Below are 16,025 nucleotides of genomic sequence, written 5' to 3'. Positions count from 1 at the left end.
AATGTATGCTAATTTAGCGGGATATCGAGAAAAACTATTGTACCGTTGTTAGACGTTATATCAGCATTTCCTCCCACCGACATCATTCTTTTCTGAATATTTTTCAATCCGTTACCAAATAATCTTACTTTCTCCTGATCGAAGCCTTTTCCATTGTCTTTAATCATGATAGTCATATTCTTATGAACTTTTACCTCTACAATCACCTCTGTTGCTTTTGCATGTTTTACCACATTGTGCAAAGACTCTTTAACTGCGAGATAAATATTTCTTCTTGTTCCACCGCTTAATTTAATATTCGGAATTGTTTCCGGGATATAAAACTGATGTGTAATGTGTGCATGTTCCAAAAACTCGGCTGCAAAACTTCTCATATAGGCGATCAGGTTAGCCAAGCTATCATTGGCAGAGCTCATTGCCCAAATAATCTCGCTCATTTTATCGACCATCTCTCCTGCCGTCTCAGAAATTCTTTCAACTTCCCTGGTTTGAGCCGGATCTTTAATTTTTCGCTTGGCTACTTCACTTAATAATCGGATGGTTGATAATCCCGATCCCAAATCATCATGCATATCACTGGAAATCCTTGCTCTTTCCTGATCTACAGCCTGCTCTTTCTCCAGTTTCAGCTTCTCATGTCTGATCTTATAATCGAGATACAAAGTAGAGAAATAATATGCTATCCCCAACAAAAGCAATAAAAGTAAGAACCGGAACCACAACGATTGCCAGAAAGGAATTTTTATCACAATTTCAAGCGTAGTTGGTGCTGCGCTCCAAATATCATCGTTATTTGATCCTCTCACCTTAAATGTGTAGCTCCCCGGATGCAGGTTGGTATAACGTGCCATCCTGAATGTACCTGCCTGCACCCAATCTTCATCTGCACCTTCCAGTTTATACTGCACCTTATTTTTTAAAGGATTGGTAAATTCCAGTGGAACAAATTCAATTGCAATAGTATTCTGATTATATGGTAGTACTACTTTTTTAAGCAAAGAAATGGCGGTATCAGATTCATACGGTTTGTCCAGCACTTCCATTCGCCTGATAACCACCTTACTATTAGATAAATTGTCGCGGAAATTTTTTGGATAAAACCCATTAACTCCTCTTATTCCGCCAAAAAACAGCTCTCCGTCTATCGATTTATGATATGCTCCGGTATTAAACTCATTTGATTGAAGCCCGTCTTCATAATTATAAGTGGTAATCTCTCCTGTTAACGGATTAATCTGTGATATCCCCTTATTGTGACTCACCCAAATTTTATCTTTATCATCTAACAACACCCCATACATATAGTCATTGATCAATTTGGGATTATCATAACTATTGTAATGCTGCTTGATATGATTTGATGCGTCGATTACAAATAAACCTTTATTGGTTGCCACCAACAGGTCTTTATGGGCATTTTTATTGATTGATTTTACGGTAGTTCCCGGAGGTAAGGAAATCAGTTTCCACCTGCTCTCATACGCATTCTTTACATATAATGCCGATTTGGTGCCCACATACTGGTTACCCAGAAAATCTTCAAAATAGCAGGTTAGCAACTCATTCGCAAATTCATGCACTATTTTTACTTCATACCCTCTTTCTGTTCCCTCGAACTGTAATAAATATCCTCCGTAATTAAAATACAGTTCTCCATTTGTTCTCTTAAATAGAAAAGGAAAAGGTGCCCGCTGAACTGGTAACCCCAGTGCCTTTATTTTGTATGTAAGATCCTGAAAAGCTTTGGTTTGCACATTGAATAAGCCAATATGCATATTGGTAAAGTGTAGCCAAAGATTATCGGCATTTTCCCTGCAAATAGCACCAAGATCATTCGCCGGAAATTTGCCCGGATACAATTCATTTGATATTCTCTCCAAAAACCGGCCTCCGTCTTCATAAACATTTAGCCCATCACGCATCAATCCTACATAAAGCTTTCCGTCATCATGCTTGTATACAGACTGAACCATATTATGAGTGATATACGGAGATCTGTAGAGATTGAAGACTTTCTTATGCGGACTATATTTTTTTAATCCATCCCCATCAGTTCCCACCCACATATTATCGGAGCTATCTCTATACAGGCAACTGACATTATTGAATGAGCGTGTTTCAAATGTATTAAAGCTTACAATATGCCTTATTATCTCATTTCTTGCTATGTTATAGATCAAAATACCATCACTTCCTCCAATCCAAACATTACCATATTGATCGATTTCCGAAACAGCCGGCTCAAAGGGTTCATTCCTTTCATTTACCACATTAACAACAAGGTCAGTAAACTTATTCCGCTGTTTATTGAAAATAATGATATGTCCGGTGCTGACGATAATAAGCGAATCCTTGTTCAGACTTCTCAGTAAAGGTTTTTCACCAATGCCCGGAATACAGTAGGAAGTAAGTTTAAGCGTTTTGGTATTCAGGACAAACAATTCACCTACCCCTCCGTTCATCCAAATATTGCTCCCATCCTTTATTACTTCTGTTGGTAAATTACCGTTTTTATAGAATTGTGTAGGGTATAAAATGATTCTTTTAACGGCATATGAACTTTCGTCCAATACATATATTCCCTTCATTGGGCGCCAAACCCATAATGTATTGGTTGGCAAATCTTCTCCCAGAATTGAATATTTGACATTATTATCACGCTCCTGAGCGCTAACGTTGGAGGTATCTTCGAGTAGTGTCTGAAAGCTGTTTCTGTATTTATTATACAGACTGATTCCATTATTATGGGTCACTAACAACTGGTGTCTGGAATCTTTATAAAATAAATATCCCTTGTATCCTTTCAGGTCGAACCGATTGATTACAGCTCTGTCACCTGTGCTCCCCCTTGGTACCAATTCTCCCATTCCTTCCCCGGCTTTAAAAAGAGAGCTGGGTTTATATCTGTATTCATTGAAAGTGTAACCATCGAAGCGGTTGATCCCATCGCGGGTGGCGATCCACATAAAGCCCTGATCATCGCGCATAATATCGAAGACCGTACTTTGAGAGAGCCCTTCATTTACGCTGTAGCTGTCAAAAATATATGGCTTTTCCTGTGCGCTTACTTTCCCGGAGAAGATACTCCAATAGCAGCACAGGACAAACAGTATAATTGACGACAGTTGACGCACTATGTTTTAGTAATTAAACGCAGGTCTTGGTAATCTTGCAAATATATAAATCTAGCTCACACTTTGTTACAATTTTGTAATTTTCTTCCCTTTAATAAATTGAATTTAAATGATATACTCTGGTTCGGACTTCCTGATTGCGCTACGGTGGCCGTTTTTTATGAAGAAAAAAAGCATAACAGTAAGCTTGTTGTTTTTCCTGATTTTGTCAAAATTTCCTGTTTTAGCACAGGAATACAGTATAAAAACTTTACCTGCCCCACCTGCCAAAAGCCTCAGGGGAATAAGTGTGGTTAATGATTCAGTACTTTGGGCTTCCGGAACAGGAAGCCAGGTAGGCAGAAGCACCGACGGAGGAAATACCTGGGAATGGAATAAAATAGGAGCATGTGACAGCTGTGATTGGAGATCATTATATGCATTCGACGATAAAAGCGCTATTGTTCTAAATGCCGGAAGCCCGGCACATATTTATGCCACGATCGATGGAGGCCGCAACTGGCAAGAAAAACACCTGGATACAACTTCAGGGATCTTCTTCGATGGACTACAATTTATGGATCAGCGACAAGGAATAGCTATTGGAGATCCGATAGATGGGAAATTTATTGTCATTCAGACACAAAACAAGGGAAATAGCTGGAAACGTGATAAAGCGCAACTACTTCCTGAAGCCAGGGAGGGAGAAGCGATTTTTGCAGCCAGCGGCACCAGTCTGATTATCAGGCCAGACAAAAAGCCTTGTTTTGTAACAGGCGGTTCAGTTTCCCGTTTCTGGATAAAAGAAACTAACTGGAAAGCCTACACGCTACCACTGATTCAGGGAAGCAGTACGAAAGGTGCCTTTTCAGTTGCGTTTTATGACCAGCACAGAGGTATTATTGTTGGAGGGGATTACCAGCAGCCAGGGTTTGAAAAAGAAAATTGCATACTTACGGAAGATGGAGGTAAAACCTGGAAGGCAGCCGGGAAAGGACCGGGCGGATACAGGTCATGTGTTGCTTATTTGACTGATAAACTGTTAATTAGCACCGGAACGAATGGAACGGATATATCTGAAGACGGAGGAAGAAACTGGCGTAGGATCGGGGAAGGTTATAATGCAGTGGCGAAAGCCAGAAATGGAACGGCTGTTTATTTGGTTGGAAGCAAAGTAGCCAGATTAGAGATTTCTTTATATTAAGAAAAAGGTGCTCCTGGAAAGGTGCACCATTAAATAGGTTAAAGCAAAAAGTATATTAATAAGCTGAAGTTAATAAGTAAAAATTTCAAATTGTATTATTTTTTGCCAGTTAAACGATTTAGATCGTAAACGTAAGATTATCTTAGTCTAACGCTGAAATGAATACACTACTGTAATTTTTTATGTAATTTAAGACCATGGTTGTTAATACCAGGTTTAGAAATAGAGATTATGCAAGTTGAAACCTCGTCAAGTAAATATGGTGTAAAACATTACCCGGATGGGATCCGGGAATGGAAAAAAGAAGGTAATTATTTTAGTTTCTGGACCTCTGAAACTACATTGGAGGTTAGGGTTATTGCTGATAAGATTATTCGTTTCCGATATGCCGCAGAAGGCACTTTTCAACGCGATTTCTCTTATGCAACCAGCGATACGCTGGAAGAATCTCCGATTACTTTTGGGATAAAGGAATGGGAAGAAACCTTTGAGATTTATACAGATGCCCTTAAGATATTTATTGCCCGCGACAATCTCCGGATTACCATTACAGATACGGAAGGTCATGTGATCAACCAGGATGAAATGGGGTATCACTGGCAGCACTATTTATTGAAGGGAGGAAAAATTCAATACTGTAGTAAGCTTATTCAGGAAAACGAATGTTTTTACGGACTGGGTGATAAGCCAACAGAGTTAAATCTAAGAGGGAAGCGACTAGAGAACTATGGTACCGATGCCTATGGTTTTCAGAAAGATACTGATCCATTATACAGAAACATTCCTTTTTATTATGGATTACATCATGGGAAGGGATATGGAATTTTCTTTGACAATACCTTCCGTACCATTTTCGATTTTGGTAAAGAACGCACCGATGTATGCAGTTTCTGGGCCAGGGGCGGAGAAATGAATTACTACTTCATTTATGGGCCGGATTTGTTGGATGTTGCCCGGGCGTATACTACAGTGACCGGTACACCGGAATTGCCTCCATTATGGGCCTTGGGCTATCACCAGTGCAGATGGAGCTACTATCCGGATACCCGTGTCAGGGAAATAGCCAAAGAGTTTAGAAAACGTCAGATCCCCTGCGATGTGATTTACCTCGACATTGATTACATGGAGGGTTTCCGTTGCTTTACCTGGAACAAGGAATGGTTTCCCGATCCGGTAGGTCTGATAAGGGATCTGGCAGCAGAAGGCTTTAAAGTAGTGGTGATAATTGACCCGGGGATTAAAGTGGACCCGGATTATAAAGTATATCAGGAAGGATTAAAAAATAACTATTTCTGTAAGCGTGCAGATGGTGCGCTGATGGAAGGGGATGTTTGGCCGGGTAAATGTGTGTTTCCCGACTTTACGAATCCGGTTGTCAGGGATTGGTGGAGCAGTTTATTTAAAAGCCTGGCGGAAGTTGGAGTAAGGGGCGTTTGGAATGATATGAACGAACCAGCGGTTTTTGAAATGGGATCATTTCCTGAAGATGTGCGGCACGACTATGACGGAGAAGAAGTAAGCCATCGTAAGGCACACAATATTTACGGGCATTTGATGAGTAAGGCAACGGCAGCGGGGATGAAGAAATATCTGATGCCTAATCGCTCGTTCCTGATTACCAGGTCTTGTTATTCCGGGGCGCAGCGTTGGTCTTCTGTTTGGACAGGTGATAACGTTTCGAGCTGGGAACATTTATGGCTGGCGAGTGTGCAATGTCAGCGGCTGGCAGTATCCGGGATTTCTTTTACCGGAAGCGATATAGGCGGATTTATTGGAGAACCGGACGGAGAATTATATACCAGATGGATACAGCTTGCAGTGTTTCATCCGCTGATGCGTACACATAGTGCGAGTAATGAAACAGGTTTTAACCAGGAGCCATGGAGCTTTGGAACCGAATATGAAAAGGTGGTTACAAAGTTTATTAATCTGCGATATAGGTTGATACCTTATTTGTACAGTACCTTCTGGCAATATGCTACCTATGGAACGCCGATGTTGAGGCCTTTGGCATTTGTTGCGCAAAATGATGAAGCTACTTATAATTGCACGCATGAATTTATGTTTGGCGATTCGTTGTTGTTAAGTCATGTAAGTGAAAAGGGAATGACGGAGAAGAGTATTTATTTACCGGAAGGTAAATGGTATTATTTCTGGAATGATCAGTTATATACAGGAAAAGATGATGTTACAGTAAAGACACCATTGGATGAAATGCCTTTATTTGTAAAGGCAGGGGCGGTATTGCCGCAATATCCTGTAATGCAGTATACACATGAGACGCCGGTAACGGAGATGTTGTTGGATGTTTATTTTGGGGAAGAAGTAGTGAGAAGTATTTTGTATGAAGATGCGGGAGATCATTATGGCTACAAAAACGGGCAATATAATATCATATGCTTTAAGCAGCGTTCGGATAAGGATCAGTTTTATTTGAAGAAGCAGTGTTATATTAATTATGAGACAGCTTACAGTAATTATCGTATTGTGTTACATGGATTACCATTTTCGGGAAAGACAGTGTTGGTAGATGGAAAGCCGATGAAGTTGGATTCAGCGGGAGCGGATGGTACGGTTACATTTGTTGTTCCAAGGAATTTTGAGATACTTCAGATTAGTAGAAGTTAGTTGTCAGAGGGAAAAAGGAAAGGCACTACAGATAGAGATCTCGCGCCGGTTTCATAACCTATGCCAACTTTAGAGTATCAAAATTAGTAGGTGAAACGGACTAAACAAAATGCCTGAAGACAATGAATAAAATGAACAAACTCTTAACATTCAATTAAGACTTTCACATTATCGATTCGATTCTATAAAACGCTACAACCTTTTACTGTAAAGGGTTTCAGAATACAAAATCAATTTAGCAGTATTTAAAAATGCTGCTAAATTGATTAAGCAACTTATTGATTTAAAGAGAAGTAATTTTAGGGGCAGTGGGATAAAAACAGGTTCGGGAAATTTATGCTGTTGTTTGATATTCTATTGCGCAATACTTCGAGTAAAATGACGCGGGATTTTTGGCTGCTGGATTGTTTCCATTGCATCTTGCTTCGATTAAACCACAGTGGACCGACTTCAATACTTACCTTATTTCCATAACACGATGCATCAAATATCCCTCTGAAAATTTTGGTAGGTATCTCATAGAGATAACGATTTCCATCGCGTCAAGCTTCGATTATCCCAAGAATCATCACTCCGAAAGTTATCAATATAGTAATATTTCCATCGCTTTATGCTTCGATTATCCTGGAGTATTATTGATCCAAAAAAAATGAATGCTATAATTTTCCACCGCACCACGCATCGATTATTCCCTGTACTCCGCCGTAACGATGTAATTTTGTTACCTCATTTCCATCGCATTATGCTTCGATTATTCCGCGAGTCGTTCCCGTCCGTTGTTTATATTCCTGCAAATTTCCATCGCACCATGCTTCGATTATTCCCCGTGCGGCAAGCATACCCGACACCAAGACTGCAAATTTCCATCGCATCATACTTCGATTATTCCATTTATTAAAGAAAGACAAAGCCCTAAAACATAGCCATTTCCATCGCACCATGCTTCGATTATTCCTAAAATGGTGGTATTTATCTCTTTCCGTTTATGCTGATTTCCATCGCATCATGCTTCGATTATTCCCGTACTTTTTTACTCTAGCATCTTTTTGGCAAAATCATTTTCATCGCATCATGCTTCGATTATTCCGTCTTTACTGGATCAATCACAAATTCCCCATCCCCTATTTCCATCGCATCATGCTTCGATTATTCCAAAAAAATCAAGGTTCGTGCCTTGATGATGAAGTAATTTCCATCGCATCATGCTTTGATTATTCCCCGTCACTTCTCTCTCGCTAAACCCTCGTTCCTCCACCAACTCAACTCTCAAAATAAGCCGTACAAGTCGTCGATCATTAATAACCTAAAATCCCCTGGAGATCGACGACTATTGAAAACCAATTACTTAATTCAAAACGCCAATAAATTTTATATCAATCTTCTCAAAAAAAGTCGATCGACGACTCTCTCGCTAAATCCCCCACTACGCCAACAAAGTCAAAACGCCGTCGCGAATGCATTGTAACAAAGTACAAGCAACACGACAGCGTTAATTGTTTATGCCTAAGCGTTATATAATAATCTTAATAGAAAACCGACAGAAAAAAGATGGAGGTCAGTGCACAAAATACCAGGAAAATGAAAATACCCCTGAAAAGGATTTCCATCTTGTCGGTAGTATATTCAATACCCTGTAATTCCTGTGAATTTTCTTGGTCAATAATCAGGCTCTTCATGCTAAAACAAGTTAAATAAGGATTTAGAGATTAATACTCAATTGGTTAACTATAGGAATATGGGTTGATAAACTTGTTTTATGAAATTACAAAAAAAAAGCAGAAAAGGACAAATAGATTTCATTCATTTTCCCCTCCTTCCTGTTCATTTTTAAATTTCCAGCCTAACCTTTCTTTTTCGATTTGCCTGAAGCCTCATGTGGCAGCTGCATCGCCGGCTTTTTAACTGGTGCCTCCACAGGCGCCGAACTATCCCCTAATTCCTCCGGCGTCACTACTTCCCCACGCTTATAATATTGCTTCACCATCTTTCCCAGATCCTCATCAAAAACTTTCCAAACTCCATTGCGTACAGAATTACCCTTACGAATAATCTCCGTTGGCGTTTCTGCATTCGTAACCGGGTCAATTACCATAATCGTATCGCGTTGCCCATCAATCTCCGTTGCTAAATATGCTCCTTCTTCCATCAATTTGCCACTGGATAAATAATACTTGCAATATCCATCCAACACATTATTGCGATACGTTTCTTCTGCAATCAGATTGCCAGCCAGGGAAGTCTTCTTCCATACTCCTTCCTTACGATCGTTCTTATAAGTTCCTTCCCAGGAATAACCTGGCTCTCCTCTTACTTCTCCAACTTCCTCTATCCATGGCCCCTGCTTCCTTTTTTGCGCATCACGCTGGTTCACTTTCAACTGCTGCCCCATTAACTGCCCCCCGATTATTAAACTAAGTATTCCGACTATCAGTTTCTTCATATTAATTTCTTTAATCACAATTTAAATATTTTAATCATATAAAAATAACAACAGCCTCCCGGTTTCCCAGGAGGCTGTTGTTATTATGCCGAGGTTAACTACTTGTGCAGTTTAATATCCGGTATCTTAGTATCTTTTCCTCTCTCTACTTTCACACCAGTAATAGTAGTGTCTTTATATCCATTGGATGCATTTACAAATACACTCCAATCTCCAACTTTCAGACCACGCACTTTATACTCACCATTTCTCCATGGCATTGCATATAAAGTATCCTTGCTTGTATTGTAAATAGAAATAATCGGATAGGCTTCCCATGGTGTAACCTTACCGGATATACTTCCCATCTTCAATACCGTAAATACATTAATGAATGGTTTTAACACAAACTGATTGTTCCATACTTTAATAATCGAACGTTGAATGTCAAAGTCCAACCATAATTGCAGATTATCTGCATCTAATTGATCCCATTCGTTGTGACGTACCCGTACAATGATTTTAGATTGTCCGGCTATCGATTTCAGCGGATAAGTCACTCCTTCTTTTACCAGAGAATTTTGATTTCCGATAGTAATGCGAATTTGTTTCATTGTTCCTTTTGTAACGTTACCGCCTGCTAATAATGTGTCTGAGCCGTTACGTAAAGTCAACAAATCGTATACTCCCGGATGAATACTCAATGAATCCCATACCTGACAAGTGTCTTTACGGTCGCGATCATGATCTTCATCCCACCAGCAACGATCCTTATCATCCCAATTATCGTCCTTTCCTCCGCAAGTATCCACTAATACTTCAACTTTACGGATATCCAAAAGCACCTTGTCGAAATAGCCAGGATCATCTGAAAGATAGAGGTTCACTCTTTGTTTATTAGCAGGAATGGGGTCGGGGGAAGCAGAATTGTCTTTCTTACATGCTTCCATGAATACCAGTGTTGCAACTACAAGCATTGCAATGACAGTCACCGGTTTACGGAGAAAGTTTTTCATAAATTAATGGTTTTTTTTAAATTTAGATTGTGACTATACCTGGCTGAAAAATAGATTAATCTTATAAAAACGCTTTCCTCCCCCGGAATATTGCAATCTCACCGGCGTCTGATAATAGATTCATTAAATGTAAAAAGGTTTAATCCTTTGGGGTATGAAATTTTTGTTTTACACAATCAATTTTAAAACTGTTGCGGCTAATGGTGGCAATCGCAGTGCCAGCGTGTTATCTCGGCCATTATATATTTTAGGGTAAGTCTTCTGTAATCCTGTATTTAATACTCCACTACCATAATACTTTGGTGCATCACTATTTAAAATCTCCTCCCAGCTTCCTGCTATTGGCAATCCTATTAAATAATTTTCTCTGACTATTGGTGTCATATTCATCACAACCAACAATACATCGTCAGCCTGTTTGCCTTTTCGTATATATGCTAAAATACAGTTATCATAATCATTCACTGTAATCCATTCAAATCCGTTTGCATCAAATTGCTGATCATACAATGCTGCCTGATTCCTGTATAAATCGTTCAGGTCCTTCACCAATAGCTTAATCCCCTGATGAGTCTTATGATCAAGCAAATGCCAGTCGAGCTGCCCTTTGAAGTTCCATTCACTTGTCTGTGCAAACTCATCTCCCATAAACAACAACTTGGTACCCGGGTGCGTAAACATATAACTATACATCAACCGGAGGTTCGCAAATTTTTGCCAATCATCGCCCGGCATTTTATAGATTAATGGTGATTTGCCATGCACTACTTCATCATGACTAAACGGTAGCATATAGTTCTCACTAAAGGCATACACCATACTAAATGTAATATCGTTCTGGTACCATTTACGATGCAAAGGATCTTTCTTAAAATAATCCAATGTATCATTCATCCAACCCATCATCCATTTCATACCAAATCCCAATCCGCCCATAAATGTAGGCCTGGATACTCCGTAATGCGAGGTAGAATCTTCTGCTATTGTCTGAACATCGGGATATAAGGCATAAATAGTTTCATTCAGTTTCTTAAGAAAGCTGATTGCTTCCAGGTTCTCATTTCCACCATGTTCATTGGGTTCCCATGCTCCTTTTTTCCTGGAATAGTCCAGATGTATCATGGAAGCGATAGCATCTACTCTGAGCCCGTCGGCATGAAATTTATCCAGCCAGAAAACGGCATTGCTTAATAAGAATGATCTTACTTCATTTCGGGCATAGTTAAAGATATAACTGTTCCAATCGGGATGAAAACCTTTACGCATATCTGCATATTCGTAAACATGCGATCCATCAAATCTGTATAATCCGTGTCCATCATACGGAAAATGCGAAGGTACCCAATCGAGGATTACGCCTATACCTGCCAGGTGAAAGGCTTCAATCATCTCCATGAAGTCTTGCGGTGTTCCGTATCTGCTGGTAGGTGCAAAATATCCTGTAATCTGATAGCCCCAGGAACCATCAAAAGGATGTTCCATTAACGGCATCAATTCTACATGCGTAAAACCCATCTCCACAACATAAGGCACCAGCATTTCGGCTATTTCCTGGTACGAATAAACGCTTTCAGGGTCTTCAGGGTTTGGCTTACGCCAGGAGCCAAGATGGACTTCATATACAGAAAACGGGCTATGCAGGCTATTATGTGATTTCCGTTGCTGCATCCACTTTTTATCATCCCATTCATAATCGAGTGAGCATACAACAGAAGCGGTTTTGGGCCTTACTTCCCAGTAATTGGCATAAGGGTCTCCTTTAATCAGTTCTTCTCCGCTATTGGAGCGAATAAAGTATTTATAAAGTTGTCCGGTTTCCACTGCAGGAACAAATCCTTCCCAGATTCCGGAGTTATCCCAACGTGGGTAAAGTGTATGTTTGTAATGATCCCAACCGTTAAAATCACCCATTACTGAAACGAAAGCGGCATCGGGCGCCCATACAGCAAAATAAGTTCCTCTTACGCCTTCCATTTCTACCGGATGCGCACCAAATTTTTCGTATAGCCGATAATGTGACCCAGACTGAAATAGGGTAATATCGCCTGGTGAAAAGAGGGTAAAGGGCTCTACATACTGTTGTAATGCGTTATTAATTGCTGCTGTCATAAATAACGTGTGAATTAGGGTGTCGGATAAAACAAGATAGTTTAATTTTTTTAAAGTGGAAATCGTTTTTTTCTCGCAAAGGCGCAAAGATTAATATTAAGGGGCAAAGGATTTTTGTTTTATGATTTTAAGGGATCAATGCGAATGGTACTAAGAACTGTTAATTTACTCTATTAATGAGTTAAGCTAATTAGCAATTCTTAAAAATATTCGCGTCGATCTTTAAAATTTAAAACAAAAATCCTTTGCCCCTTAATATTAATCTTTGCGCCTTTGCGAGAAAAAAGCGAGCCTGCTAGCTATTAGAACTTCTTCTTATAGGGAGGTTTGCTACCGCCACCGAAAGATCTTTCACGATTGCCTCCGGGACGTCCGCCACCTTCACCATTCCAGGTTCTCTTACGTCCGTCGTTGGAGCGAGGACCGCGATCGCGATCACCACCACCGGAGCGTGGGCGTCTGTCGCTATCCTGAGACATTTCAATTCTCACGGTACGACCGTTATATTCTACTTTCTTAAATGCTTCAGTTACTTTAGAAACTTCGTCATTTTCTACTTCAAAGAAGGAGTAAACACCTTTAAGGTCTATACGTCCGATCTTATTACCACGAACACCGGTATTATCGCATAGATAGCGAAGCATATCGCCGCGGTTGAAGTCATCTACAGAACCGAGGTTAATAAACAGACGGGTAAATTTACCATCAGATCTGCGGGTACCTCTTTCTTCACCGAATTTTCTATCTTCTTTGACATTCAAATCAGGAGCATCCTGGTAGTATTCGAGGAATTGGTTGAATTCGAGAGAAGCAAAGCGTTTGATGAGCTCCTCTTTAGACATTTCAGCAAATTCTTCGATGATACGTTCCATATATGGAGCAATCTGTTCTTCATTAACATTAACGTTATGTACTTTATGTACTAAACCGAACAATTGCTTTTCACAAACTGCAAATCCGTCTGGCACTTCTGCTTTTACGAATTTCTTTTGGATTACTCTTTCGATCTGACGGATCTTACCTATATCTCTTCCGCTGATGATAGCGATAGAAGTACCGGATTTACCAGCTCTACCAGTACGGCCACTTCTGTGAGTGTAGTTTTCAACGTCGTCTGGTAAGTCGTAGTTAATAACGTGGGTTACGTTATCTACGTCGATACCTCTAGCGGCAACGTCTGTAGCAACAAGCACCTGTAACGCTCTTTCGCGGAAGCGTTTCATTACTTTATCGCGTTGTTGCTGGGTGAGGTCACCGTGTAAGGCATCGGCATTATAACCGTCTTTAATGAGAGATTCAGCGATTTCCTGAGACTCGATTTTAGTACGGGTAAAGATGATACCGAAGATTTCCGGGTTATAATCTACAATTCTTTTAAGTGCAGCATATTTTTCACGAGGGCGCACTACATAATATTCGTGTTCGATATTAACGTTGCCACTGTTTTTGGTACCAACTGTTAATTCGAATGGATCTTCCATGTATTTTTTAGCTATTCTGCGTACTTCCTGTGGCATAGTAGCAGAAAACAGCCAGGTTGTTTTGCTTTCGGGAGTATTGGAAAGGATATTATTAATATCTTCCTGGAATCCCATGTTCAGCATTTCATCCGCTTCGTCCAGTACTACATAGCGTACATTTTCAAAGTTGATAGCCCCACGGTCGATGATATCAAGTAAACGACCAGGGGTAGCTACTACGATGTGTACTCCTCTTTTCAACTCTCTTAACTGTTGAACAATGCTGGAGCCACCGTAAACGGCTACGATGCCGACTTCACCAAGATGTTTGCTGAAGTTTTTAAGGTCGTTAGTGATCTGCAAACAAAGTTCGCGAGTCGGGCAGAGTACCAGACCTTGTACTTTATTTAATTTCAGATCGATTTGTTGCAATAAAGGCAGGCCAAAAGCAGCAGTTTTACCGGTGCCCGTCTGGGCCAGACCAACGAAGTCGCGGTCACCTCCTAACAATACCGGTATTGCCTGCTCCTGGATTGGAGTTGGGGAAACAAAGCCTAAGTCTGTAATTCCCTTCAAGATAGACTCTTGTAAGCCTAGAGATTCAAATGTTGTCATTGATTTGCATTAATCGGGCTCCGTCGGGAGCCATAAAAAGCTTTTAGCGTTTTTGCTATCGGCTGTTAGAAATATTTTTAACTCTGGCCGGCATTTAAATGCCCTGGGCCCATAATCGTTATTCGATTATTAAATGAGTTCGCCTTCCAGGTCGTAGTCGTAAGCCTTAGTGATTTTTACCTGTACAAAATCGCCGGGTTTAAGGCGTTTAGTTGTATCGATGATCACTTCATTATCCACTTCCACGGAATCGAATTCTGTGCGCGCAAGAAATCTTCCTGCTTCTTTTTTATCGACAATTACTTTAAAGATCTTACCTACTTTTTCCTGATTTTTTTCGAGAGAAATCTCCTGCTGTACTTCCATAATTTCCTGAGCTCTTCTTTCTTTCTCTTCGGCAGGTATATTATCTTCCAGTGCATGAGCGCTGGTACCTTCTTCATGGCTATACGTAAATACGCCAACTCTGTCGAACCGCATCCTTTCGAGGAATCCTTTCAGTTCTTCCACATCTTCTTCTGTTTCACCAGGGAAACCGGCGATAAGGGTGGTACGTAAACAGATTCCCGGAACTTTAGCACGGATGGCATGTACCAGGTCTTCAATTTCTTCACGGGTAATCTGACGCTTCATTGCTTTCAGCATGGCATTGGAAGCATGCTGGAGTGGCATATCTATATACTTGCAGATATTAGGGTATTCGTTCATTACGTCCAATATTTCCATAGGAAATTTGGTTGGGTAAGCGTAGTGTAAACGAATCCATTCCAATCCTTCAACTTTAGCCAATGCTCTCATTAAATCGCCTAAGCGGCGTTCTTTGTAGAGATCTAACCCGTAGTAAGTTAATTCCTGTGCAATGAGCATAATTTCCTTTACACCGAATTTAACCAGCTTCTCAGCTTCCAGCACCAGTTCTTCAATTGGTTTGGAAACATGACCACCTCTCATGAGTGGGATGGCACAAAAAGAGCAGGTACGATTGCAGCCTTCTGCAATTTTTAAATAAGCATAATGGGAAGGAGTACTTAGAAGTCTTTCACCAATAAGTTCTGCTTTGTAATCAGCATCAAATTTTTTCAGAATCAGCGGCAGTTCCATAGTACCGAACCAGGCGTCTACTCCGCCAATTTCTGATTCCAGATCACCACGGTAACGTTCGCTTAAACAACCTGTTACATAAACCTTATCCAGTTTACCACGTTGTTTTAATTCTACTTGCTCTAAAATTGTATTGATTGATTCTTCTTTGGCCTTGTCAATAAATCCGCAGGTGTTTACTACAACAATGTTATGGTCGCGTTTAGCACTTTCATGCACCACATCGATATCATTAGCTTTAAGCTGTCCGCTTAATACCTCTGAATCCACCATGTTTTTGGAACAACCAAGCGTAATTATATTAACCTTGTCTTTCTTTAAAGTTTTTGTCTTCAAGCGCGAATGTTTTTAACAGCAGTT

The 16,025-nt window shown here is 40.2% G+C and carries 9 protein-coding genes; 2 read left to right on the top strand and 7 right to left on the bottom strand.

The genetic code is table 11. The annotated features are described in order from the left end of the window. Positions 1–8: 8 nt before the first annotated feature. Positions 9–3,134 (bottom strand): ligand-binding sensor domain-containing protein, encoded by a 3,126-nt coding sequence (locus tag DVR12_RS01505; protein WP_116973685.1) that lies wholly within the window; start codon positions 3,132–3,134, stop codon positions 9–11. 109 nt (positions 3,135–3,243) lie between these two features. On the opposite strand from DVR12_RS01505, the gene DVR12_RS01500 reads away from it, so the two are divergent. Both DVR12_RS01500 and DVR12_RS01495 read left to right on the top strand, forming a co-directional pair. Continuing rightward, positions 3,244–4,317, top strand: coding sequence for a beta propeller repeat protein (locus tag DVR12_RS01500; RefSeq protein WP_116973684.1), 1,074 nt, complete (start codon positions 3,244–3,246; stop codon positions 4,315–4,317). Between the two features lie 231 nt (positions 4,318–4,548). Continuing rightward, positions 4,549–6,945 (top strand): glycoside hydrolase family 31 protein, encoded by a 2,397-nt coding sequence (locus tag DVR12_RS01495; protein ID WP_116973683.1) that lies wholly within the window; start codon positions 4,549–4,551, stop codon positions 6,943–6,945. A gap of 1,523 nt (positions 6,946–8,468) precedes the next feature. On the opposite strand, the gene DVR12_RS27520 is transcribed toward DVR12_RS01495, so the two are convergent. The 6 genes from DVR12_RS27520 to rimO form a co-directional block, all read right to left on the bottom strand. Continuing rightward, complete coding sequence (locus DVR12_RS27520; protein ID WP_158563178.1) at positions 8,469–8,621, bottom strand: hypothetical protein; 153 nt, start codon at positions 8,619–8,621, stop codon at positions 8,469–8,471. A 164-nt stretch (positions 8,622–8,785) separates the two neighbouring features. Further along, complete coding sequence (locus tag DVR12_RS01485) at positions 8,786–9,385, bottom strand: toxin-antitoxin system YwqK family antitoxin (protein ID WP_116973681.1); 600 nt, start codon at positions 9,383–9,385, stop codon at positions 8,786–8,788. Between the two features lie 98 nt (positions 9,386–9,483). Continuing rightward, positions 9,484–10,380 carry a DUF4382 domain-containing protein gene (locus tag DVR12_RS01480; RefSeq protein WP_116973680.1) on the bottom strand — a complete coding sequence of 299 codons (897 nt, stop codon included), beginning with the start codon at positions 10,378–10,380 and terminating at the stop codon, positions 9,484–9,486. 168 nt (positions 10,381–10,548) lie between these two features. Further along, the gene (gene glgB, locus DVR12_RS01475) at positions 10,549–12,489 is read right to left on the bottom strand and encodes a 1,4-alpha-glucan branching protein GlgB (RefSeq protein ID WP_116973679.1); all 1,941 of its coding nucleotides are present in this window, start codon (positions 12,487–12,489) and stop codon (positions 10,549–10,551) included. Positions 12,490–12,791: 302 nt separating this feature from the next. Further along, entirely contained in the window at positions 12,792–14,564 is a 1,773-nt protein-coding gene (locus DVR12_RS01470) for a DEAD/DEAH box helicase (protein ID WP_116973678.1), read from the bottom strand. A 129-nt stretch (positions 14,565–14,693) separates the two neighbouring features. Further along, positions 14,694–16,001 carry a 30S ribosomal protein S12 methylthiotransferase RimO gene (gene rimO, locus DVR12_RS01465; RefSeq protein WP_116973677.1) on the bottom strand — a complete coding sequence of 436 codons (1,308 nt, stop codon included), beginning with the start codon at positions 15,999–16,001 and terminating at the stop codon, positions 14,694–14,696. Between the last annotated feature and the right edge of the window lie 24 nt (positions 16,002–16,025).

Origin of the sequence: Chitinophaga silvatica, assembly GCF_003419895.1 — a bacterium.
Classification (GTDB): domain Bacteria; phylum Bacteroidota; class Bacteroidia; order Chitinophagales; family Chitinophagaceae; genus Chitinophaga; species Chitinophaga silvatica.
This window is presented reverse-complemented; position numbering and strand designations above follow the sequence as displayed.